The sequence below is a fragment of the Shewanella sp. FJAT-51649 genome, from assembly GCF_019457435.1.
Lineage (GTDB): Bacteria > Pseudomonadota > Gammaproteobacteria > Enterobacterales > Shewanellaceae > Shewanella > Shewanella mangrovisoli.
Window position 1 is genome coordinate 3,975,013 of sequence record NZ_CP080411.1, and the last position, 23,363, is coordinate 3,998,375.

Consider the following 23,363-nt stretch of genomic DNA (forward strand, 5'->3'; position numbering starts at 1 on the left):
ATTTGTACCAGCCGCATAAAGAGGTAATCAGGCTCTGGAACTAAAGTGCCATTGTCAGGCGCCGCAAAATTCAGCAAGTTCTCACTATCATGAACTTGGAAGCACTCCTATGCGCAAATTGACACTCATCGCCACTTGCCTCAGCGCACTGTTATTCACCCCCGCCTATGCCCAAAGTGAGTATCAGGCACTTAGCGAATTTGGCGCCAATCCCGGTGAGTTAACCGCCTCCTATTTATCGCCCGAAGGCCCAGGCCAAGATGCGCTCGTAGTGCTGCTGCACGGCTGTGTGCAGGATGGCGTGGAACTGGCCAACAATAGCGGTTTAACCGCCCTTGCCAAAGAGAAAAAATTTAGCCTACTTGTGCCACAACAGAGTTTTGAAAACAATGTAAAGCGTTGTTATAACTGGTTTTCAGCGCAGGATACTCAGGTGGATAGCGGCGAGATGCTATCGCTGAAAAACATGATAGCCAAAGCCAAAGCCCAATCCAGTGCGAAGCGTGTCTATGTGATTGGTCTGTCCGCCGGTGGCGCCATGGCCAGCGCCGCACTGGTGAATTATCCCGATGTATTCACCGCAGGCGCAGTGATCGCAGGCCTGCCTTACCCCTGTGCCGACAACCTCACCAAAGCCATTTCCTGCATGAAAAAGGGCCCAGCAGAGTCTGTTGAAGAACTGGTGAGTTTTGCCAAACAGGTGCATCCGAACCAACAACACTGGCCCGCCTTAACCGTGTGGACCGGGCAAAACGATGTGGTGGTGAATCCTGAAAATGCCAAACAACTCTCGGCCCAGTGGGTCGCACTGACCCAAGCGAATAAAACACCAAGAGTCGAACAATACGCCGACTATAGTGTTAGCACTTGGTCCGATACGAGTGGCAATAACCTTATTTCGTTAGTCGAAATAAATAATATGGGCCATGGCATTGCCGTTAATCCAGATATTAAAAATGGCGGCAACACGGGAGACTTTTTACTAAAAGCACCTATCAGCAGCATGCCAGAAATAATCAATCTTTGGGGAATATAGGGTTTAATTATAAATAAACCTTGAGTATCGATATCAAGCGTATCGGTATAAAAATAAAAACAATGACTTAAAAACACATACTACTATAGTACCGATTTAAATTTTAAATAATTACTATAGAGTCAATGTGAATCAAAAAAAATAGTAGTAAGTACCAACCTTTAAAAAATAAATACTACAACGGGAAATCTGTATGAAACAGAATACTATCAAAATGAGTTGCATTGCTTTAGCTATCTCATCTGCATTGGCAGCACAATATGCTGTTGCTGAGGATGAAAATAGCACCGGGGAGAAGCAAGCCACCTTAGAACGCATTGAAGTCACCGCCCGTAAGTCCATTGAGAGCCTGCAAAATGTACCAGTTGCAGTGACTTCGGTCAGTGCTGACGATTTAGCGGAAAATGGCATCAGTGTGATGACTGAAATCCAGCAATTTTCACCCAACACCACGCTGCAATCCAGTCGCGGCACTAACTCTACCCTCACGGCCTTTATTCGCGGTGTAGGTCAGGAAGATCCGCTCTGGGGCTATGAGCCCGGCGTCGGTATCTATATCGACGATGTGTATATCGCCCGCCCACAGGGCGCGGTGCTCGATATCCTCGATGTGCAACGTATCGAAGTACTGCGCGGCCCACAGGGCACCCTCTATGGTAAAAATACCATCGGCGGCGCGGTCAAATACGTGACTAAGAAGATGAGCGGTGACGCTGAGTTAAACCTCAATGCCACCGTCGGCAGCTACAACCAGCAAGACTACAAGATAGCGGGTCAATTACCTTTAATTGATGACAAGCTGTATATTGGCGGCGCCTTCGCCAGCTTAAATCGCGATGGTTATGGTGACTTCATTACCTCAGCGATACCAGGTCAAGATACTGAAAACTATAACAAAGATGTTATGGCGGGGCGTGTGAGCTTAGAATACACGCCAACCGACAACCTGTTTATGCGCCTCAACTACGACAAGACCAAAGATGAGTCGAATTCAAAGGGCGGCTACCGTATGCTCCCCAGTGTCCTGACAGATGCCCCAGTGCCAGACAGCAAATACGACTCTTACACCAGCATGCCAACTTGGAACAAGGTGGAAACCGAAGGTTGGGGACTGACCATTGAATACGGCTTGAACGATGACTGGACACTGAAATCAGTCACCTCATCCCGTGAGAGCTATTCGCCCACCAACATCGACTTTGACAACACCAGTCTGCGTATTTTGGACGTTCCTGCTATCTATGATGACGAGCAATTTAGTCAGGAATTCCAAGCTAACTACGACGGCGATAATTTGAAACTCGTATCAGGCCTTTATTACTTTAAAGGCGATTCCTGCGGGATGTTCGATTCCATCCTGTATGAATATTACAAAGCTTACGGTGGTCTAACGCGTGAAGTTCGTGGTTGCAACAACAGTGAAAGCTACGCCGCCTACGCTCAAGGCACTTACGACATCACAGATAAATTGTCGATGACCGCCGGTTTGCGTTATACCCGCGAAACGAAGGATGCCACTGTCTATAACGGCATCATGTTCACGACGCTTTATCCCGAAACAGGCTGGGTACCAGGATATGTTCGCGATGAAGATGCCATCAACGCCAGTATTCCTAAGGTGTTAGATGATGAAGAAACCTGGTCGAAACTCAATCCACGCTTAGGTTTAGAGTACCAACTCAGCGACGATATGATGCTCTTTACCAGCTATTCACAGGGCTTCAAGTCGGGCACCTTTAACCCAAGGGCAACGGGTCCAGAACCCGCAGTAGACCCAGAAGTCGTTGATTCCTATGAGTTGGGTATGAAGAGCGAATGGTTTGACAGGCTGCGAGTTAACGCAACCGCCTTCTACTTAGACCACAAAGACAGACAGTTCGTGACCGTATTACCCGGTGAAAACGCGTCCGATCTTAACCAACGTCTAGGCAACATTGGTAAATCGACGGCCACGGGTCTAGAACTCGAAGTGGAATACGCTGCGACTGAGTCATTGAATCTGTTCGCGACTCTAGGCTTAATCGATGCCAGCTTCGAGGAAGTCATCTCCTACGATGCCGATGGAAACCGCATCGATATCAGCGATACTTACACTATCACTAACACCCCAGATACCACGGCAAACGTTGGATTTAGCTACAATATCGACACGGATATCGGCAGCTTTGTGGCCAACGGTAACTATTACTATCGCAGCGACTATGACTTAGCCGTAGTAAATAACCTGTTGAGCCAAGACGGTTATGGCCTGCTCAACCTCGGCTTAAACTGGTACAGCAACGACGGCCATTGGCACGCGGGTCTGCATTGGAAAAACGTCACTAACGAAGAATATCTGGTCGGTAACTATGCCTTCGTCACCCCAGATGGTAATGGCGGATATATTCCAGGTTTAGGCGGTGACAATACATTAATTGGTTATTATGGCGATCCAGAGACTATCTCTCTCACCGTTGGCTATAATTTCTAGAATATAATGTTATTGACGCATATTAATAACCGACTCCCATGAGTCGGTTATTAATTTAACGGCTTTAAATATTATCTAGCATTAATTTCCAATAGGATTAAACTGGGTTAAAAAAATAAAGGGAACGGATTATGCCTCAGATAAAAGTCGCCATTGCTGATGATCATCCATTATTTCGTACAGCCTTAACACAAGCTGTTCTCAAGAATGTGAATACAGCGGAAGTATTGGAAGCGGAAAATTTTCAAGAATTAATTACGCTCGTTGAGAATAATCCTGATATTGAACTGATCTTTCTCGATTTACATATGCCCGGCAATGAGGGCTTTACTGGCTTAACCCTACTACAGAATCATTTTCCCGATATCGCAGTGATCATGGTGTCCTCCGATGATCAGCCCGAGATTATCCGTAAGGCCATTAACTTTGGCGCCAGTGCGTTTATCCCCAAATCTGCCAGCTTAACCCAGATCTCTACCGCGATTGCCACAGTGCTCGAAGGGGAAGTCTGGCTACCGGAACACACGGATATCAATATCGATCAGCAAACCGCTGCCGAGCATCAACGTTTAGCGAAGCAACTGGCGCAATTAACCCCGCAGCAGTACACAGTGCTGGCCAGCATTGCCAATGGACGCTTAAACAAACAAATCGCCTATGACCTTGATATTAAAGAGACCACAGTTAAAAAACACGTGTCGGCAATACTGGTCAAACTCGAAGTTTACAACCGCACTCAGGCGGGCTTAGTCTTCCAACAGCTGATGATAACCAGCAACGATAAACCGCAGATCAGCGCCTAACTAAACTATGCCCGCAGAATCCAAACCTCAAGAAAAACAGTGGCACTGAGCCACTGTTTTTATTCGTATTTATTAAGCCATACGCACCGAGTCCCGAGTTATGACAATTGCTTAATCAATCGTTTTAAGGCGGTGGCCTTAACGGGTTTACGCACAAAACTGAACTGTGCGCTGCTGGTGTGTTGCCGCACGGACTCAGACGGATCTGCCGAGCAGATAATGCAGGTCGGACGCTGACTACTAAACACAGGATGAGTGAGCAAGCTTTGCACCAGATCGACACCGTTTTGGTCATCATCTAAGTGGTAATCGGCAATGATAAGCTTAGGCAACACCTGCTGCGCCAGTTGCTGCTCGGCACTGGCTTTATCTCGAGCAGTGAGTACATGGCAGCCCCAGCCTAACAGCAATGAGGAAATGGCCTTTAGCATTAACTCATCGTTATCTATGACTAACACGCTGATATTAAAGCTATCGTTTGCGCCTTCCTCTTCGCTGCGTAGTTTAACCACATTACTAGGTTTGGCCTGAGCGAAGACGCGCGGCACTTCAACACTAAAACAGGTGCCCTTACCCACCTCGGAGTGCAAGCTAATCTTAAGCCCGAGCAACTTAGCGATGCGATCGCAAATCGCCAGCCCCAGCCCAAGCCCCGGGATCTCCCGCGTTTGTTCGAGGCGCTCAAACTCACCGAAAATCGCCTGCTGTTTATCTTGAGGTATGCCCGGGCCATTGTCCCACACTTGGATAAGCAGGCTATGTTCGAGTCGCCTCACTCCCAGCAGCACCTTAGGCACAAAATCGGCTTGTGATAGCTTAGGCAGAGCCGCGCTGGCATTGAGCGGCAGCGGCGTTTGCCGATTCACCGCGCCAGCCGGGGAATAATGGAACGCATTGGAGAGGAAGTTTTGAATAATCCGTCGCAGTAAACGTTGGTCGCTTTGCACTAGGCAGGAGGAAAACTGATAGGAAAAATCGATGCCCTGCTCGGCGGAAAGCACTTTAAATTCATTCACTAAGGTCGAGAGTAAATCGTTGAGCGCAAACTGGCTCTGCTCAGTTTTAAGGCTACTGCTATCGAGGCGGGAGATTTCTACCAGATCGGATAACAGGCTCTCCACCACATTTAAGGAGGCTTCAATATGGGTGGCGAGATCCTTGAGTTCGGTCGACGTCACCCGCTGTTTAAGCATCTCGGTAAACAGGGTAAGTGCGTTAAAGGGCTGCATTAAATCGTGGCTCGCCGCCGCTAAAAACCGCGTCTTACTGCTATTGGCCGCCTCTGCTTCGGCCTTGGCTTTAGCGAGCTCCCTTGTGCGGCTTTCGACCCGCTTTTCGAGGGTTTCGTTAGCCAGTTGCAGGGCTTTTTCGGCCTGAATATGGTCGGTAATATCGGTAAAAGTACTTACAAAGCCACCACCAGGCATGGCTTGACCACGGATTTCCAGCACTTTGCCATCGAGCATAGTGCGCAGAAAATGATGTGGACTACCGCTACGCATATGGACAAGGCGCTTTTCCACCAGCTCATGAGCCTCATCGCCTACAATGATGCCGCGCTCGATATTAAACCTCAGCAGCTTCTCTATCGGTATGCCAGCTTTTACCAAATCTTTAGGATAATCAAGCAACTCAATATAACGTTTGTTCCATGCAACCAAACGCATATCGGCATCGACCACGCTAATGCCCTGTTCGATATTTTCGACCCCAGATTGCAGCAGTTCGCGGTTAAACTCGAAGATCTGGTTGGCCTCATCGACTATGCTGACCACATCCTCCAGCGGCACCTGCTGCGAGCGTGAGGCGGCATTCATCACCATCCGCGTCGAGGCAGACCCTAACACCCCCGACAACTTAAGGCGGGTGTAATCCACCAGCTCCTCGCGCCGTGTGGCTAATTGCAATTCAGAACCAAGTACCTTCGCCCTAGCCAGCAGGGCGTCGGCTTCTTCCTTATTGATAAAGCGGTGTAATAGGCTCGCCAGATCCTCAACCGAGAGGTGCCGTTCCAGCGCCACCTGTTTGCGGTTAACAAACACATCGGCTTGAAGCACTTCCCCCACACTCTGCTCTTTCAGCAACGAAATCAGCACAAAACAACCGACGTTCGCAAGCAAACTATACAGTAGGCCGTGGCTGATATTATCCAGCCCTGTTAGACCAAATAGCGCGGTTGGGGTTAGCCATGGAATATTCAACAACCCTTGAGTGACCCAGAGAGCATCGGGGAAGGTCGCGGGCAGCAGCAAGGTATAAAGCCAGACTAAACTGCCCATCAACATGCCCCAAAAGGCACCTTGGGTGGTGGCGCGGCGCCAATAGAGCGCCCCTACGGCGGCGGGAAAGAACTGCGACAGTAGCACAAAGGATAATAAGCCAATGCTGGCCAAGTGATTCTGCTGATCGATATAACGCTCGAAGGCAAAGGCCGATAGCAGAATCGCCGCTATCGATATCCGCCGTAAATTGAGCAATATCCCCGCGAGCTGCGGCGTCTGTTGCGAGCTAAATTTCGGCAATCTCAGCAGCAGCGGGGTCAAAATCTCGGTCGAAATCATGGTGCTGAGTACAATCGCCGCCACAATCACCATAGCCGTTGCCGCCGCAAGGCCGCCAATGTACACCAAGACCCCCAGCCAAGCCTGCTGATAGAAGAGTGGTAAGGTCAGCACGTAGGTGTCGGCATCGACACTGCCGCCGGGAAAGCTAATCTGCCCCGCAAGCGCGATAGGCAATACAAAGGCATTAATCAGCAACAGATACAGGGGCACCATCCAACGGGCGGCTTTTAACTCTTTGGCATGATGATTTTCAATCATCATCATGTGGAATTCCTGTGGCAGCGCATAGATGGTAATGGCACCCAGCAGAATTTGTGACAGCACAAAATAGAGTGAATTCCCCTCAGAACTCGGCGGCAAATGCTGACCTCGAGCGAGCAAATCACTAAAGCCATCAAACACATAGAAAGTCGCAAACAACCCGACCATGGTGAGCGCAAACAGTTTTACGATAGAGCTAAAGGCTATCGCCAGTACCAAGCCTTGATTTTGTTTACTGGCCGAAAGCTGCCGTGTACCGAATAAGATACTAAAGATAATCAACACGATAGTAACAATAAACGCAGTGCTGATCCCAGATTGAAAGGTGCCAGTTAAAAGGTCGAAGCTGGTGCTTATCGCCCTCAGTTGCAGCGCGATATAGGGAATAGTGCCAAAGAGCGACACCATAGCAACGCTGGCGGCGATTTTAGGCGAGCGGTCGAAGCGGCAGGCGATAAAGTCGGCAATCGAGGTCAGGTTTTGGCTTTTGATGATCTGCAATGTGCGCATCAACATAGGCCACGCCAATACTAGGCAGATTATCGAACCTATGTAGATGGGCGCTAACCAAGCACCCGTGGTCGCCGCTTGCCCAACCGTGCCGTAAAACGCCCACGAAGTACAACACACACCCAAGGATAAACTGTACACCCAAGGCCGTTTACGCCATTGATCTATCGCCTGATTTTGCCCCCATTGGGCGACAATAAACAGCACAGCCAAATAGGCAATCGATATAACGCTGATCCACCAAGTATCAACAGACAACCACGCCAGCAAGATATTCCCCAATCAACCTGTATACACCCAGCCAAACTACACTAGACAAACAAATTGTTAAACACTTGATAACAGCACGGTGCACTAAGGTAGTACTTATTTATCCCCCCCCATCGGCTAACCTACGGCCAATATTGACTCGAGGTTTTAAACAACTATGCCGATAAAAATTACCCATAAATATCTCGTAGAAGGCTTGGTTTTTACCAGTTACGTCTTATTTGCAATGGCATGGGTTGGCGGCACCGCGAGTATGAATAACATCATGGCCTCGATGCATATCGAGAGCTATGCCTCCGCCAGTTTACTGAGCGGTGCCGTCACCTTAGCCAAAATTGTCGGCACCTTTGCCGCGGCCTATCTCACCCTCAAATTTGGGGTGAAGTATGCGTTTTTAGTCGCGGCATTATTGATAGTCACAGGAATCATGACACCCTACGCCCCAAACTATGAGTTACTGCTGGTGAGCCGCTTTTTAATGGGGCTGGGCGGCGCCTTTATGATTGTCTATTTCAACCCGATTGTGATGCACTGGTTCGCCCCAGAAGAGCGCCCTGTGATCAATGGATTAAACGCGGTGGCCTTTAATGTGGGCACGGCTATCGTGCTTTGGGGCATGCCGAGCATCAACGCCATCAGCGGCGGTTGGCAACAAAGCCTGTTGGTGTTTTCCATTGCCAGTCTGGTACTGGCACTGCTGTGGTTATTGGTGAAGTACGAACAGGTCCCCAGCCATCAAGCCAATGCACAACAAGATGCCATCACCTCATACTCCTATCTCGATGGCTTAAAAGACGGCTTTAACTGGGCCTATGCCCTCACCTACTCGGGATTATTATCCTTTTACATTTGCCTATTTACCTTTTATCCGCTGGCGGGCATCAGCCAGAGTAAGTGGGTGATTGGCTTTGGGATTGTCGGCACCATAGCGGGGATACTCTACAGCCGTAAACAGCCCCTGCGCCTACCGATTATTCGCCTCAGCGGCCTGCTGATTTTCTTGACTGTGTTAGGGCTCTCCTTTGGCTCTGCGCCTTGGCTGCAAACCCTGTGCGCCATCGTCTTAGGCTTTTGCATCTTTTTACCCGTCACCGCTTTAGTCTCGATTCCCCACGAGCTACCTAAGATGACCAGTCAAAAAATCACGGTGATTTTTAGCCTATTTTGGTCCATCAGCTATCTGATTTCGACCATAGTGCTCTGGCTGTTTGGCAAGCTTGTGGATATCAACCAGGGCAGTTACTTCGCCTCGTTTGTGCTGATCACTCTGTTAAGCGCCACAGTGTTTGTTGGCAGCTATTTTCTCCCCGAAACCGGACAAGCTAAGGAGTAAGCATGCAAGTTTCCCCACGCGGTACCGCTTCAGCAAAGCTGACGAATTTTCTTGAATTAGCGAACCAGAATATCGCCCTCGCGAAACAGCAAAATATTCAATACAGCCCACAGCTGCTGCGGGAAAACTTGAACAAACTCGCGGCCCTGATGAGCGCTAAACCTGAGGTAAGTTATATCGCCGATAAGGCATGGCAAGTGAAGGATGCGCAGCATGGCGACAGGGAAATTGGTTGTCGAGTTTACAGCCCTGCGCCCAGCAAAACGCTGCCCGTAGTGTTACATTTTCACGGCGGCGGCCATATGTGCGGCAGTGTGGAGCTGTACGACCCTATCTGTCGTCACCTTGCCAGCATAGCTCAATGTGTGGTGATCAGTGTGGAGTATCGCCTCGCGCCCGAACATCCCTATCCGGCGGGACTTGAAGACTGCGAATACGCCCTACGCCACTATCAAAACGTGCTAACTGAGGTGCAATACCAACAAGGTGTCAGCATCATGGGCGACAGTGCCGGTGGCGCGCTCTGCACTAGCCTTAGCCAACGTAGCCTCAGCGACAACAGGCTTAATATCGCCAAGCAGATCTTGGTGTATCCCAGCGTGGATTACACCATGGCGAGCGCTTCCTATCAGAGTAATGGTGCAGGTTTCTTGCTCGAAACCCCTAGGGTGCAATGGTACTTCGAGCAGTATTTTCAAGAGGTGGCTAAGGATGCCGAGCGCGTTAAACAAGCTTCCCCCTTACATGGCGAGTTCAACGCCAAACTGCCCAGCACCTTGATATTTACCGCGGGCTGCGACCCATTGCGGGATGAGGGCATTGCCTATGCCAACGCCTTAACGGCGGCTGGTGTGCAAGTGCAGCACCATCAATTTGAAGACATGATCCACGCCTATATGCTGCTGCAGGATTTGGTTTCGGAGGAATGCCTTGCGACCTACCGTATGATTGCCGCGTTTTTAGCTGAGCCCATAATCGCTAACACTCGCTAGCTCGCCTATTCAGACTCTCCCTCGAAGCACCTACACCCAAGATATGCTTGTAGGTGCTTATTTTTAAGTAGTCATTAGCGGGTAGACATCATTAAAAAATACAGCTATGCCCCAAATTACTCGCTATAAATCACGCCAATTTTCCCATTTAAAAATGGCACTTGGATTAATTGTTCATTCGTCCAAGGTGTAAGGTAACCAATTGATATAGCATTAGTTCCCAATTCACCCTCACCATAGGCGTACTCGTGACTAGTGTGAACCTCAATCAGCTCAGGAGTGAGCAATGACCATACAGTGACAACATCAACCTTGAACTCAACAGGCACGATATTACATGCATGAATAAACTCGACCACTTTAGTCGATATTTCATCGCGCAACGTCTCACTTGGCTCGATAAGTAATGTGAGGGCCGTGCGTTGACTGGCCGAAGGTCCATTAACATCACCATGAATAACCAGCTGAAAGTCTCCCCCGAGGTAGGGAATCGACAATGAGGTTTGCCAAACTTTGGACCTTCCTTTAGCTCTGAGTACACCAAAAGGCATGAGTTCGATAGTGCGGTACATGGTAAAAGTAGAATCCTAACGCTGGAATAGGTTTGATAAATAACGCATGAGAGATTAACGCGAAAAAAACGGGATGGGTATTGTTACCCATCCCGTTTTGTATTTCTCAGTCTTACGGCTTAGAGCTTATTGATTCAGCGGCGGTGTACGCGGCGGAATCATACGCTTGTTGCCCGTCGACTCGAACGCGCCGGCAAACTTCAGCAGGTTGTTATCATCGTAGGCACGGCCCGCAAAGGTTAATCCTACTGGCATGCCAATATCGGCCATTACGCCCATAGGCACAGTCACTGTCGGCACGCCTAAATGGCGAATCGCGAGGTTACCGTTGGCCACCCAAACCCCGTTGCTCCAAGCGATATCGGCGGAGGCCGGATTCACATGGGCATCGGCGGGGCCGACATCGGCCACGGTAGGGAACAGCACGGCATCCAGCTTAAGTCCGTCCATCCAGTCTTCGAGATCCAGCTTACGGGTCTTTTCTAAGCCACGCAGACCATCGGGAATACTGTCTATCTGGTCATAGGATTTCAGGCCGCGTTTGGCCATGTTGACATACTCTTCCATGCCCGCCGCTAAATCACCCTCACGGTTTGGCAAGGTGCCGAGGTCATGGGGGAATATCAAATGTCCCACCACATCTTCAAGCTTGTTGAGTTTAGGGTCGTTGTTCGCCCGCAGGAATTCATCGAACGCCCAACCCGAAAGCTCCCATAATTCATCATGGAGGAATTGGGGCGTCACTATGCCGCGGTTAAACACGGTCGGCGCGCCGGGGCGGTCGCCTTCACAGTTAGACACCAGCGGAAAATCGACTTCAATCACTTCCGCACCAGCAGCTTCTAGGGCTTTACGCGCCGCTTCCCACAAATCGATAACCGATTGGCGAGTATGGATGCGTTGTCCCGTTGGCCCACCGATACCTGGGTTTTCGCTGGTACCAGCTAGTTCATCTTTGTTGATGTACATGCGCGGTACGCCAAAACGCTTCCCCTTAAGGGTGTCGGCGCTGGCGGCGAGTGCCAGATAGGATTCTGGGCGAACGCTAGACGCTTTAGGAATTTGAACCCAAGGTTGTAGGCGCCAGAGGTCGCCACGGGTGATAGGGTCATCGGCCACAATCACATCCAGCACTTCGAGCATATCCGCCATAGTGCGGGTATAAGGCACGACCACATCCATGGTTGGGGTCAATGGCCAGTTGCCGCGCACCGAAATCACGCCGCGAGACGGCGTATAGGCACACAAACCGTTGTTAGACGCAGGGCCACGACCACTCGACCAAGTCTCTTCGGCAAGACCGAACGCCGAGTAGCTTGCCGCGGTACCTGTGCCCGCTCCGTTGGATGAACCCGAAGCAAAGGGCGCCGTCAGATAGTTCGCATTGTAAGGGCTTTCGGCGCGGCCATAGTGACCACGCTGCATGCCGCCATTCGCCATCGGTGGCATATTGGTTTTGCCTAAGCAAATAGCACCCGCGGCGCGTAGGCGCTCGACGGCAAAGGCATCGTACTGGGCCACTAAATCTTTAAATGCTGGGCTGCCAGACGCCGCCGTCAATCCCTTCACTAAATAGCTGTCCTTAGCGGTGTAAGGAATACCATCGAGCGGGCTTAAGGTTTCGCCACGGGCACGGCGCGCATCGGAAGCCTCGGCTTCTTTCAGCGCATCGGGATTGTGCACCACTAACGCATTCAGCTTAGTCTCAGTGGCAGGGCCATCGTAAGCCGCCACTCGAGCCAAATAGGATTTCACCAACTCAACCGCAGTCGTGCGGCCGGATTCGAGCGCTTCACGCAGCTCGGCAATGGAAACTTCAGTCACTTCAAACATTTTACGCCCTCCCGCAGAAAACCAATTGTGGTGCAATAACAGTGACATCAAGCGTCATACTGTTCTCCTTGGTGTACTTACTTTCCAGAAGGGATCTGCTGGGTAATACAATGGATATTGCCGCCACCTAATAAAATCTCCCGCGCGGGCACACCCACAATCTTGTGCTCAGGGAAAATTTCCTGCAGTTTTTGCGCGGCGATATCGTCGGTTGCAGGGTCAAGCAGTGGGAAGACGATACGGTCGTTAGTGATTAAAAAGTTCACATAAGAACCCGCTAAGCGCTCGCCCGCAGTGCGCGGTACGCCAGTGCCTTCTGTCACGCCTCTTGATTCTTCTTCGGTGCAATACAGAGGACCCGGTTGTGGCAACAGGTGAATTTTTAACTTGCGACCTTGGGCGTCAACCGTGTTTTGCAACACGTCCAACGCGGCTTTCGAGCGTGGGTATTGTGGATCGGTTTCATCGTCGGTCCAGTGCAGGATCACTTCACCAGGGCGCGCAAAACAACACATGTTGTCGATATGGCCGTCGGTTTCGTCCATATAAACGCCCTCTTCCAACCAGATAAACTGCTTAACATTCAAATAGTCACGCAGTAAGGCTTCGATCTGCTCTTTCGTCAGGTCTGGGTTACGGTTGGCGTTAAGTAAACATTCGGCCGTGGTCATACAGGTGCCTTCACCATCGACGTGGATGGAGCCACCTTCGAGGATTAGCGGTGCACGATAACGGGCAAAACCATGTTGCTTGAGCATTTGTGCGGCAACCTGTTCGTCCTTATCCCATGGGAAATACAGACCACCGTTGTGACCACCCCAAGCATTAAAACCCCAATCCACACCACGGCATTCGCCCTCGGCATTAACCACCACAGTAGGTCCAGTGTCGCGAGCCCAACAGTCGTTGCTGTCGATTTCGACTAGAGTCACGTGGGAAGGCATCACTTTTTGAGCTTCAGATAAAAAGGCCTGAGGTACACCCATATAAACGGGAGTTGCACCACCAATGGCATCGGCCACCTTAGCAAAGGTCGCTTGAGCATAAGCACCTGCAGAGCGCCAGTTATCAGGACGATATGGCCAAATCATCCATACGGCTTGCTGCGCCGCCCATTCGGCGGGCATATAAAAACCATCTTGTGATGGCTTAGTCGTTAACTGCGTGGCATCCACATTCGCGTTTGTCATGAGTTTTGTCTCCAGTAATGCTCAAATCTATAAGGGTGTACGCCCCGTTTAGGACGACAGAATAGAAATACACCTAACATAATCAAATAAATAAATCGAATAACCGCATTCATCACGCGGCGCGTTAGGTCAAAATTGCCACGTCTTCACTAGGTGAGTTTTCACCTCATAAAAATTCTGGTGCCTATCTTATCATTTAAGACGGCTTTCGCTGAATAGTGCTATGCAGGGCATTGGTGAGAATTTACAGGATAATGCGCTATTTGCTGTCAGCAGCCGCTCCCGCCATCCATCCACCCAAGCCAATGCAAAAAGGCGAACCATAAGGTTCGCCTTTGTTATCAAGCCTAGATCACCCAGTTAGGGCCTTCCCCTAATCAACCTTCACTTAGTTAGGACAGCTACCAACCACATAGTAATTGGCAGCAGTATTGGCCAAAGTACTGCTATAGAAGGTGTTATAAAGCCCCATTAATTGACCCGACCCTTTAGCGTAGGCATAACCGCCACTGCTGGTCGCGCGCCCCGCCGTGACATGGGCATAGTTTGTCGCCGTGACTTGGGTACATTGATAAGTATCGCCATTTGGCGTGGTATCGCAGACATTGCCGATACCATCACCATCGTTATCCGCCTGATCCGCATTAGCGACATTGGGGCAGTTATCTATGCTGTCACTTATGCCATCGCTGTCGCTATCTGTAGGCTCAGTGGTACCACCTGTGCTACCAGTACATGCCTGCGAAGGCCCCGCGCAGCTAGTATTGCCATCGGCAACCCACTGACATTGCGAGCTGCCCACCGCATATTCGCGCATGGTAAATTGCCCTGTACCGAAGGCAAGATAACAAGCGGAATAACCTACACCCCAAGTGATATGACCAAGATTAATATGGGTGTTGTAATCCCCCGTCACGCCCGCATCGATAGTAAAGTTAATGCTGTCTTGGCTAGAGAGTTGCGTGCTATCCATCGCAATCACGGTCGCAAGATTCGCACCGCCCGGTAAATTACAGCCTTGAGCGCTATATTGAGTGCCATTAATGCTCGCGCTGACTTGCTGACCAGAACTAAAACCAACGGTCACCGAGGCTAAATTTTGGTTTGCATCGATAACCGAGCCCGTCACCGATGCGCATTGTCCTGAAACACTCACCTGAATATTACTCAGTACTGGCGCAGCATTTGCAGGCTCAGGCCCAACACGTACGGTTAACTCCACTGGCGCGCTAAGCGCAGACACATCATCACTTGCTTGTACCACCAGCTTGTACAGACCATCGCTTAAGCTCTGGCTAGATAGCTGAAAACTGCCGTCGCTACCAAGGCTTGTGGTACTCACATTGCCAATCAAGCTTTGGCCCGCACCGTCAAGCAAATAAATGCCCATAGTTACCTGCGCGACATACCCATCGCTATCATTAGCCATGCCAGAAACAGTCAGCACGCCCGCGTTATCCGCACCAGTGACATTGGCAAGGGTAGGCAAGGCATTGCGGTTTACTCTCTGGTTATTGTCGGCGAAAAACTTCCCCAAATAAGTGGCAAAGTTAATGCTGTCGTCGGCCACATAATCACCCGATGCGCCCGCTCCACCTGACCATGAATGATCTAAGCCATCGAACCACAACATTGCCACCCGTTTGTTGCTCCATAGGGTTTCCGATGCCGTATGTCCAGCGCCTTCAGATAACGCATTGGTTCCGCTTAACTTAGTCACGCCATAAACCGTGGCAAAACCATCGGCATTCTGCTGGTTATAGCAAGTGTTGACCGTAGTGTCGGCCTTGCCATGACCAATCACGGCTAACTGAGTCCCCAAATAACTCTTGTAGCTACCCGCGTAGGATTCGCAGCGTGATTTAAAGGTAGATGTGGATACGGTTTCACAGGTAGAGATCGCCCCATTCGAACTCGTCCCTATGCTTGGCCCCGCGCTTGAGGCCACCCCAGCAAACACATCGGGTGCCACGCAGGCAGTTTGCATTGCCATCGCCGCGCCCGAGGACAGCCCCGCAATATACACCTGAGTCGGGTCGATATGACGGTTTACATCACCCGACAAGGCATTGGCTAAATTAATCAGATTTTTATAATCCCCCGATGTCCGATTAATGCTGCCCTGCCAATAGGACCAACAGCTGTAGCCCGCCTTATTCATCGCATCGGGTACGGCAATGACCATACCGTGAGCCTCTGCGGCCTGTTCAAGATTGGCCGTGAGATAGTTGTTGATGGGTTGCACGCAGCCATGCAGCACTAACATCAAGGCCTTACCGTCGCCCACCTTAGAGTCAGTATCCGGAGTGTAGATATGTACTTTGTTAAAACCACCAATGGCCACATTCTGTTGCCAACTTCCGGCGTACGTCAGAGATGAAAAAAGCCCAATTACAAGGAGTAGAAATTGGGCGACGAGACACGATTTGTTCCATTTCATTGTTATCACCTTTAAGGTTATTTTTGTTTGAAAATAGACATCAAACTAAACCTAGGTGAATCGCCTTAAAACGGATATGGGTCTTTAGAAGTAGACGCTAAAGTAATACTAACCTGTTGAGCTAAAAACGATTGCGTTAACCTATTGCGCGGTCCAGGCGCCGTCCATGGCCAGCGATGCGCCCGTAATTCCCCGCGCCGCACTGCTACATAAAAACAGCACAAATTCGCCAATCTGACGTGGGTCGAGCATCTCTGGCAGGGGTTGTTTTGCCGTGACGAGCTGGTACTTAGCCTCGTCGTAGCTTAAGCCCTTATTGCTGGCGATGGCCTCAATCTGCTTGTTGATCAGCGGCGTATCCACCCAGCCAGGGCAAATCGCATTGACGGTAATCCCCTGCTCGGCGCACTCGATAGCCACGACTTTGGTTAAGCCGACAATCCCGTGTTTAGCCGCACAATAGGCCGCCTTGTTGACCGAGGCTACTAAGCCATGCACCGAGGCGATATTGATAATTCGGCCCCAACGCTTTTCGGCCATCGCAGGCACGGCTTGTTGAATGGTATGAAAGGCTGAGGACAGGTTAATGGCGATAATGTCGTTCCATTTATCAATCGGGAAATGCGCAACATTTTCAGTGTGTTGAATACCGGCGTTATTCACCAAAATATCAATACTGCCCAATGTCTTAACGCCAGCATCCATAAAGGCATGAATGCTCTCGGGATCCCGCAGATCGGCGTTACTGAAGTAAGTGTGAATGTGATATTGCTCGGCAAACTCCGCCGCGAGGCGCCGCCCCTCGGCCTCTTGCATTAATCCGTGCAGGATCAGATGACAACCTTGCTCCGCCAGCACATGGGCCGTTGCTAATCCAATTCCACTGGTGGAACCGGTGATCAGCCCTACCTTGCCTTTTAAGCTTGTGTGTTCAACCGCCATATTGCTTGTCTCCCGATGCTTTAAAATCCAGTCACAGTCTTTTACCCATGCTTTGAACACAGGCATAGCGGGGCGCCCATCCTCAACGCCCCAGACTCAATGTCACTAGAATATGGCAATTGGCCGCGGTTTTATTTGGCACCTTAGTACCATAGGAGCGCCCGAGAAATTGGGTAATAGTAAGCGCCACACTTTCAGCAAGCGTAAGAGAGCACTCCATGTCTGGATTGAATAAGGTGGTTACCAGCTACGCCGATGCGTTAGCGGGACTCGAAGATGGAATGACGGTGATCGCGGGCGGCTTTGGCCTTTGCGGTATTCCTGAAAATCTCATCAAAGAAATCAAACACAAGGGCACCAAAAACCTGACCGTCGTCTCCAATAACTGCGGCACCACGGAATACGGGCTTGGGATCTTACTGCTCGATAAACAGATCAAAAAAATGATCGCCTCCTATGTGGGCGAGAATGCTAACTTCGAGGCGCAGATGATGTCTGGCGAACTGGAAGTCGAACTCACGCCGCAGGGCACGCTGGCGGAAAAAATGCGAGCGGCGGGCGCGGGCATTCCGGCTTTTTATACCGCAACCGGCTATGGCACTGACGTGGCAATAGGTAAAGAAGTCAAAGAATTCAATGGGCGCCATTATATTCTTGAAGAGTCCATTACAGGCGACTTTGCCATAGTCAAAGCCTGGAAGGCCGACACCTTCGGCAATTTAGTCTTTCGCAGAACCGCCCGTAACTTCAATCCGCTTGCCGCCACAGCGGGCAAGATAACCGTGGTGGAGGTGGAGGAAATTGTCGAGCCGGGTCAATTAGATCCCGATGAAATCCATACGCCCGGCATCTATGTCGATCGGCTTATCCAAGGCAGCTTCGAGAAACGTATCGAACAACTGACTACCCGCCCCTCCAGCAAATAGGATTTAGTTATGGCACTTTCAAGAGAACAACTCGCCCAGCGCGTCGCCCAAGAACTCAAAGATGGCTATTACGTGAATCTCGGCATTGGTATCCCCACACTGGTGGCAAATTACATTCCCGAAGGCATTGAAGTAATGTTGCAATCCGAAAACGGCCTCCTAGGGATGGGGCCTTTTCCAACCATGGAAGAGGTCGATGCCGACTTAATCAATGCAGGAAAACAAACCGTGACTATGGCAAGGGGCGCCGCCCTCTTCGACTCCGCCGAGTCCTTTGCGATGATCCGTGGCGGCCATGTGGATCTCACCGTATTAGGCGCCTTTGAGGTCGACACTCAGGGCAATATCGCCTCCTATATGATCCCTGGAAAACTGATTAAAGGCATGGGCGGCGCCATGGATCTTGTCGCCGGCGCCGACAATATAATTGTGACCATGACCCACGCTTCAAAACAAGGTGAATCTAAGCTGTTAACCGAGTGCACCCTGCCGCTAACGGGTAAGGGCTGTATCAAAAAAGTACTGACAGACTTAGCCTTTATCGAAATCAAAGAAGGCAAATTTCATCTACTAGAACGTGCGCCAGGTGTGAGTGTCGAGGAGATTATCAAGCTCACCGCAGGCGAATTGGTGGTACCTGAGCATGTCCCAGAGATGATGTTTAACGAATAAGCACCATTAAACAGTAGGCTCAAGTTCGCATTCCAACATGCCTTTTCAAATCGCCAATAAAAATAGGGATACCTAAGGTATCCCTATTTTTTACGCTATGCCAAAGAGGCATTAATTGCGGATATTACAAGCGCTTATCCAAGGCGGCGACGCAGTTCGCGGGTCGCATCAACCATGTTCTTCAGCGCGGGCTCAACCTCATCCCAAGTGCGGGTCTTCAGGCCGCAATCAGGGTTAACCCAGAGTTGACGCACAGGCACTTTTTGCGCCGCTTTTTCGATAAGGTGCACCATGGCCTCCACACTTGGCGTATTTGGCGAATGGATATCGTAAACGCCTGGGCCAATTTCATTTGGATATTCAAAATCTTCAAAGGCGTTGAGCAGTTCCATGCGTGAACGCGAGGTCTCGATGGTGATCACATCTGCATCCATGGCGGCAATGGCGGCGATCGTGTCGTTAAACTCGCTGTAGCACATATGGGTGTGGATTTGAGTTTCATCCACAACACCCGCTGCACTCAGTTTAAAGGCATTCACCGCCCAATCTAAGTAAGCTTGCCACTCGCTCTGCTTTAATGGCAGACCTTCGCGGAAGGCGGGTTCATCAATTTGAATAATGCCAATACCCGCATTTTGTAAATCCACCACTTCATCTCTGATTGCCAGCGCCAATTGGGTGGCAATGGTATCGCGGCTGATATCTTCACGGGCAAACGACCAATGTAGAATCGTCACCGGGCCCGTTAACATACCTTTGACGGGTTTGTCCGTCAGGCTTTGGGCGAATTCGGCCCACTCAACCGTCATGGCCTTAGGGCGGCTCACATCACCATAAATCAACGGCGGCTTAACGCAGCGAGAACCATAACTCTGCACCCAACCATTTTTGGTAAAGCCCACGCCTTCGAGCTGCTCGCCGAAGTATTCCACCATGTCATTACGCTCGGCCTCACCATGAACTAGCACATCGATACCGAGTTTGAGCTGACGGTCTATGGTATCGCGGGTCACTTGCTGCAACTGCTCGGTATATTGGGCATCGCTTAACTCCCCTTTGCGCCAGCGGCTACGTAAACCACGAATGGCGGGCGTTTGTGGGAATGAGCCAATCGTGGTCGTGGGCAGCAATGGCAAACGATACTTGCGCTGCTGTACCGCTTGGCGCTCAGTAAATTCGCTCACACGTTCATAGTCAGCTTGGGTGAGCGCAGCGACACGGGCGATCACTTTTGCATCCGCAGCCTGTGCCTTAGCCTCACGGCGTGCCAAACAGGTGTTAACTATCTCTTTGGCGGCAACAGACTCTGGAGCCTGTAACAATTGGCGCACATTGGCCAGTTCCAACAGCTTTTGCTTAGCAAATGCGAGCTGCTGACGTAACGCTGGCGTGAGGGTTGTCTCTACCTCTAAATCCACAGGGCTGTGCAGCAGTGAACAGGAAGTGCCAATCCATAGGCGCGCACCTAAGTCTCTGGCAACACTGCCGATACGCTCGACAATCAGGTCAACCTCTGCCGCCCACACGTTACGGCCATTAACTACACCCGCTGAGAGAATTTGATCTGATCTTAAGGCATTGGCAAACAAGGCCAATTGTTCAGGGGCAGTCACTAAATCGAGGTGCAGACCCGCCACCGGCAACGCGGAAACCAGCGCCTGATGATGACTAATGCTGCCATAGTAACTGGTGAGTAAAATCTTCACTTGAGCCGTTTTAAGCGCTTGATAAGCTTCGCTAATCGCCGCTTGCCAATCGGCGGTTAATTCGAGTGCTAGGATTGGCTCCTCAAGCTGTACCCAAGTCACGCCCTGCGCGGCAAAACGCGCAAGAATGTCGGCATAGGCCTTTAACAGATTGGGCAATAGGCTGAGTTTATCGAAATCCTGACCCACGGTTTTGGCCAGATACAAGTAACTCACAGGACCTAACAACACGGGCTTGGCTTGATAACCCAGCGCCTGTGCCTCGGCCACTTCATCAAAAAACTGCTCATAGGCGATAGAGAACACTTGGTCTTGCTTAAGCTCTGGCACTAAGTAGTGATAGTTAGTGTTGAAATACTTCGTCATTTCAGAGGCTGGCGCATCGGTGCCAGTTGGCGCACGGCCACGGGCAACGCGGAATAAGGTATCAAGATCGATAGCGCCCTCGCCGCGGTGGCGATCTGGAATAGCGTTAAGGGTCGCACTCAGGGTTAACACTTGATCGTAAAAGGCAAAATCACCCACTGGCACTTGCTCGATCCCTGCGGCCACTTGCCATTGCCAATGGGTACGACGTAACTCCTTGGCCACCTCATGCAGTTCAGCTTGAGTGCTCTCACCACGCCAGTATTTTTCGAGGGCAAATTTCAGTTCACGACGACGCCCGATACGGGGAAAACCAAGACTGTTTAATTGCATACCATATCTTCCTTTATTTGAGATAAGCCATATTCGGCACTAGCACCCAGCTGATGGTGTTTTCTTGGCAATTTTTCGCATTTAAGCCTAGATAAATCACAATGGGCGTCTGGACGTCTAGAAGTTTATTGTGATAGTCTCTATGCCAGCAACCGAATTGATTTCAAGCACAACATGAGCGAAATTCACTTGGAGTGATCATGATCGAACTAAGACATCTGCGAACCTTAATGGCACTGAAGGAAAGTGGCAGCTTGGCGGGCGCAGCCAAAAAACGTTTTGTCACTCAATCGGCTCTCTCCCATCAAATTAAGGAGTTAGAGCAACGAATTAACTCGCCCATTTTTGTGCGTAAAAGCAAACCCCTCTCCTTTACTCAAGAAGGCGCACGGCTGTTGCACCTCGCCGAGGAGATCCTGCCGAAGGTGTTAGAAACGGAAACGGATCTGAAAAATGGCCTAGAGACAGAGACCAATCAGCTCAGAGTCGGGATTGAATGCCACAGCTGTTTTCGCTGGTTAATGCCAGTGATGGAGCAATTTAGGCAAGATCATCCGCAGGCCGAGTTAGATCTGTCGAGCCGTCATCTATTCGATTCGCTCAATGCCTTGGAGATGGGCGAACTCGATATAGTGCTGACCTCAGATCCCGTGCCGGGGCACTCGCTCGCCTATCAGCATTTGTTTGATTTTGAAGTGAAGTTAGTGGTTGCCAAGGATCATCCCTTAGCGAAAGAAGCCTATGTTACGCCTAAGCAATTAGCTCGCTTACCCATTATCAGCTACCCAGTGCCACTGGCGCGTTTAGATATTTACCGCCACTTTTTAGAACCGGCTGGTGTTGAGGCGGGCGAGCAAAAAACCTGCGATTTGACCATGATGTTATTGCAACGCATCGCCTGTAAGGACGGTATCGCGGCCCTGCCCAACTGGTCAATCAATGAGGGACATGGCTTGAGTTTAGCTTCAGTCAAACTCGGCCAAGAAGGCTTAAAACGCCCACTATTTGGTGCCTATCGCCGCCACAGCGCGAACTCAGCCTTAGTGCAAAACTGGCTGCAACTGGTGGCCAGCGAAGGCTTAGCGCGTCAGCAAAAATCCAATTAGCGCCGTAAAAACAGCATAAAAAAAGCCTGCAATCGCAGGCTTTTTTATTAAAGGCACATGCCTAAAGCGGGTTGAGTAACATACCGCGCATCGAGAGCACACGACGTAGAATCAACCCGGGAGAATTTTGATTACGGGTCTGGCGCAGATTATGGGCGATCATAAACTCTTGGCGCAGATCCTGATCGAGATCTAAAGCCTCAAAGGCTTCGATGGTTAAGGTCTGCTGCTGATTATCAATCAATGACTTAATCACGCTTAACGGGAAAGATTGCTCAGAGCTGGCATTTAAGTATGCAAAGGCCGTTAAGGCAATGATTTGCCCGAACACGCTAAACAGCGCCAAGGTTTGTACTTCATCAGGGTCAACTTCAACATCCGGCATATCGACTAGGCTGTCGACCGCATCGGTAGCAATATTCTCCGTGAGTTTCCAATAACCTTGCACCAACTTCTTATAGGGTTGGGGGAGTTCATCGAGGCGTTCTTTCAAGTAGAAGGTGAAGGCATAACGATAAATATTAACCTGGCCTAAACGGATCAGGGCGTCTTTTAAGGAACGAGATTTAGGATTTACGACGCCTGAAGCCTGCGCCGAATTACTGCGCATCAACATATGAGCAGCTAATGCGGGATCGCTCGAAATAATATCGATCACATTACGAATGTCGCCTTCGGCAAGGATCGCTTTTTTGAGTGGAATTAAGATCCCACGGCGACCAATCACTTGCTCTTCATTCGCTATGATGGCTCTCACTTGAGTAAAAACCTGTTGCTCAAGATCTGTCATAAGACACTTTACACCTGTTAATTTGCTATAAGATGATTCGAATACCGCTCACATCATACCCAAACTACAAAGAATTTCAGCCCTAAGTCGTAGAATAATTGTGACTATGCTTTAGATGCAGTGATCTACAGCACAAGCAACGACTTAGGCTATCTGAATATAGGGCGAACTTATAAAGAATACACCGAGAAAATGGATTTTTCTCTGCGTATAGCCAAACAACAGAAATAATAAGGCCAGACAGAGTC

The 23,363-nt window shown here is 50.1% G+C and carries 16 protein-coding genes; 8 read left to right on the plus strand and 8 right to left on the minus strand.

Going from position 1 to position 23,363, the window contains the following annotated elements; translation table 11 throughout:
* Positions 1-109 precede the first annotated feature (109 nt).
* The 3 genes from K0H59_RS17445 to K0H59_RS17455 all read left to right on the plus strand — a co-directional run bounded on the left by K0H59_RS17445 (position 110) and on the right by K0H59_RS17455 (position 4,309).
* On the plus strand, positions 110-1,036 hold the full coding sequence (locus K0H59_RS17445) for a PHB depolymerase family esterase (protein WP_220053846.1): 927 nt from the start codon (positions 110-112) through the stop codon (positions 1,034-1,036).
* Between the two features lie 193 nt (positions 1,037-1,229).
* Positions 1,230-3,506, plus strand: coding sequence for a TonB-dependent receptor (locus K0H59_RS17450; RefSeq protein ID WP_220053847.1), 2,277 nt, complete (start codon positions 1,230-1,232; stop codon positions 3,504-3,506).
* A 131-nt stretch (positions 3,507-3,637) separates the two neighbouring features.
* Complete coding sequence (locus K0H59_RS17455) at positions 3,638-4,309, plus strand: response regulator transcription factor (protein ID WP_220053848.1); 672 nt, start codon at positions 3,638-3,640, stop codon at positions 4,307-4,309.
* Positions 4,310-4,407: 98 nt separating this feature from the next.
* Here K0H59_RS17455 and K0H59_RS17460 read toward each other — a convergent pair whose 3' ends face one another.
* Positions 4,408-7,926, minus strand: a complete 3,519-nt coding sequence (locus tag K0H59_RS17460; protein WP_258405858.1) for a PAS domain-containing hybrid sensor histidine kinase/response regulator — start codon at positions 7,924-7,926, stop codon at positions 4,408-4,410.
* Between the two features lie 145 nt (positions 7,927-8,071).
* Here K0H59_RS17460 and K0H59_RS17465 point away from each other — a divergent pair, with 145 nt between their 5' ends.
* Together K0H59_RS17465 and K0H59_RS17470 are read left to right on the plus strand one after the other, a co-directional pair.
* Positions 8,072-9,247: a CynX/NimT family MFS transporter gene (locus tag K0H59_RS17465; RefSeq protein WP_220053849.1), complete on the plus strand. Its 1,176-nt coding sequence runs from the start codon at positions 8,072-8,074 to the stop codon at positions 9,245-9,247.
* A 2-nt stretch (positions 9,248-9,249) separates the two neighbouring features.
* Positions 9,250-10,239: an alpha/beta hydrolase gene (locus K0H59_RS17470; protein WP_220053850.1), complete on the plus strand. Its 990-nt coding sequence runs from the start codon at positions 9,250-9,252 to the stop codon at positions 10,237-10,239.
* 116 nt (positions 10,240-10,355) lie between these two features.
* Here the strand turns inward: K0H59_RS17470 and K0H59_RS17475 are convergent, their stop codons facing one another.
* From K0H59_RS17475 to K0H59_RS17495, 5 genes are all read right to left on the minus strand, one after another.
* On the minus strand, positions 10,356-10,811 hold the full coding sequence (locus K0H59_RS17475) for a hypothetical protein (protein WP_220053851.1): 456 nt from the start codon (positions 10,809-10,811) through the stop codon (positions 10,356-10,358).
* Positions 10,812-10,937: 126 nt separating this feature from the next.
* Complete coding sequence (locus K0H59_RS17480) at positions 10,938-12,644, minus strand: amidase (RefSeq protein WP_220055632.1); 1,707 nt, start codon at positions 12,642-12,644, stop codon at positions 10,938-10,940.
* A 77-nt stretch (positions 12,645-12,721) separates the two neighbouring features.
* The gene (gene aguA, locus K0H59_RS17485) at positions 12,722-13,834 is read right to left on the minus strand and encodes an agmatine deiminase (RefSeq protein ID WP_220053852.1); all 1,113 of its coding nucleotides are present in this window, start codon (positions 13,832-13,834) and stop codon (positions 12,722-12,724) included.
* A gap of 388 nt (positions 13,835-14,222) precedes the next feature.
* Complete coding sequence (locus tag K0H59_RS17490) at positions 14,223-16,274, minus strand: PHB depolymerase family esterase (RefSeq protein WP_220053853.1); 2,052 nt, start codon at positions 16,272-16,274, stop codon at positions 14,223-14,225.
* 141 nt (positions 16,275-16,415) lie between these two features.
* Entirely contained in the window at positions 16,416-17,282 is an 867-nt protein-coding gene (locus tag K0H59_RS17495) for a 3-hydroxybutyrate dehydrogenase (RefSeq protein ID WP_309304152.1), read from the minus strand.
* Positions 17,283-17,434: 152 nt separating this feature from the next.
* Here K0H59_RS17495 and K0H59_RS17500 point away from each other — a divergent pair, with 152 nt between their 5' ends.
* Positions 17,435-18,142 carry a CoA transferase subunit A gene (locus K0H59_RS17500; RefSeq protein WP_220053854.1) on the plus strand — a complete coding sequence of 236 codons (708 nt, stop codon included), beginning with the start codon at positions 17,435-17,437 and terminating at the stop codon, positions 18,140-18,142.
* 9 nt (positions 18,143-18,151) lie between these two features.
* The gene (locus tag K0H59_RS17505; protein ID WP_220053855.1) at positions 18,152-18,814 is read left to right on the plus strand and encodes a 3-oxoacid CoA-transferase subunit B; all 663 of its coding nucleotides are present in this window, start codon (positions 18,152-18,154) and stop codon (positions 18,812-18,814) included.
* A 134-nt stretch (positions 18,815-18,948) separates the two neighbouring features.
* Here K0H59_RS17505 and metE read toward each other — a convergent pair whose 3' ends face one another.
* Positions 18,949-21,219, minus strand: coding sequence for a 5-methyltetrahydropteroyltriglutamate--homocysteine S-methyltransferase (metE, locus tag K0H59_RS17510; protein ID WP_220053856.1), 2,271 nt, complete (start codon positions 21,217-21,219; stop codon positions 18,949-18,951).
* Positions 21,220-21,419: 200 nt separating this feature from the next.
* On the opposite strand from metE, the gene K0H59_RS17515 reads away from it, so the two are divergent.
* A complete protein-coding gene (locus K0H59_RS17515) occupies positions 21,420-22,325 on the plus strand; it encodes a LysR family transcriptional regulator (protein ID WP_011624035.1) in 906 nt (301 codons plus the stop codon).
* A gap of 61 nt (positions 22,326-22,386) precedes the next feature.
* On the opposite strand, the gene K0H59_RS17520 is transcribed toward K0H59_RS17515, so the two are convergent.
* Positions 22,387-23,115: an HDOD domain-containing protein gene (locus K0H59_RS17520; RefSeq protein ID WP_011718263.1), complete on the minus strand. Its 729-nt coding sequence runs from the start codon at positions 23,113-23,115 to the stop codon at positions 22,387-22,389.
* Positions 23,116-23,363 lie beyond the last annotated feature (248 nt).

Coding starts and splice junctions, on each gene's coding strand:
- K0H59_RS17490 (WP_220053853.1), bottom strand. CDS start 16,274: ATGAAATGGAACAAATCGTGTCTCGTCGCCCAATTTCTACTCCTTGTA.
- K0H59_RS17505 (WP_220053855.1), top strand. CDS start 18,152: ATGGCACTTTCAAGAGAACAACTCGCCCAGCGCGTCGCCCAAGAACTC.
- K0H59_RS17500 (WP_220053854.1), top strand. CDS start 17,435: ATGTCTGGATTGAATAAGGTGGTTACCAGCTACGCCGATGCGTTAGCG.
- aguA (WP_220053852.1), bottom strand. CDS start 13,834: ATGACAAACGCGAATGTGGATGCCACGCAGTTAACGACTAAGCCATCA.
- K0H59_RS17495 (WP_309304152.1), bottom strand. CDS start 17,282: ATGCCTGTGTTCAAAGCATGGGTAAAAGACTGTGACTGGATTTTAAAG.
- K0H59_RS17445 (WP_220053846.1), top strand. CDS start 110: ATGCGCAAATTGACACTCATCGCCACTTGCCTCAGCGCACTGTTATTC.
- K0H59_RS17520 (WP_011718263.1), bottom strand. CDS start 23,115: ATGACAGATCTTGAGCAACAGGTTTTTACTCAAGTGAGAGCCATCATA.
- K0H59_RS17450 (WP_220053847.1), top strand. CDS start 1,230: ATGAAACAGAATACTATCAAAATGAGTTGCATTGCTTTAGCTATCTCA.
- K0H59_RS17465 (WP_220053849.1), top strand. CDS start 8,072: ATGCCGATAAAAATTACCCATAAATATCTCGTAGAAGGCTTGGTTTTT.
- K0H59_RS17455 (WP_220053848.1), top strand. CDS start 3,638: ATGCCTCAGATAAAAGTCGCCATTGCTGATGATCATCCATTATTTCGT.
- metE (WP_220053856.1), bottom strand. CDS start 21,219: ATGCAATTAAACAGTCTTGGTTTTCCCCGTATCGGGCGTCGTCGTGAA.
- K0H59_RS17515 (WP_011624035.1), top strand. CDS start 21,420: ATGATCGAACTAAGACATCTGCGAACCTTAATGGCACTGAAGGAAAGT.
- K0H59_RS17475 (WP_220053851.1), bottom strand. CDS start 10,811: ATGTACCGCACTATCGAACTCATGCCTTTTGGTGTACTCAGAGCTAAA.
- K0H59_RS17470 (WP_220053850.1), top strand. CDS start 9,250: ATGCAAGTTTCCCCACGCGGTACCGCTTCAGCAAAGCTGACGAATTTT.
- K0H59_RS17480 (WP_220055632.1), bottom strand. CDS start 12,644: ATGTTTGAAGTGACTGAAGTTTCCATTGCCGAGCTGCGTGAAGCGCTC.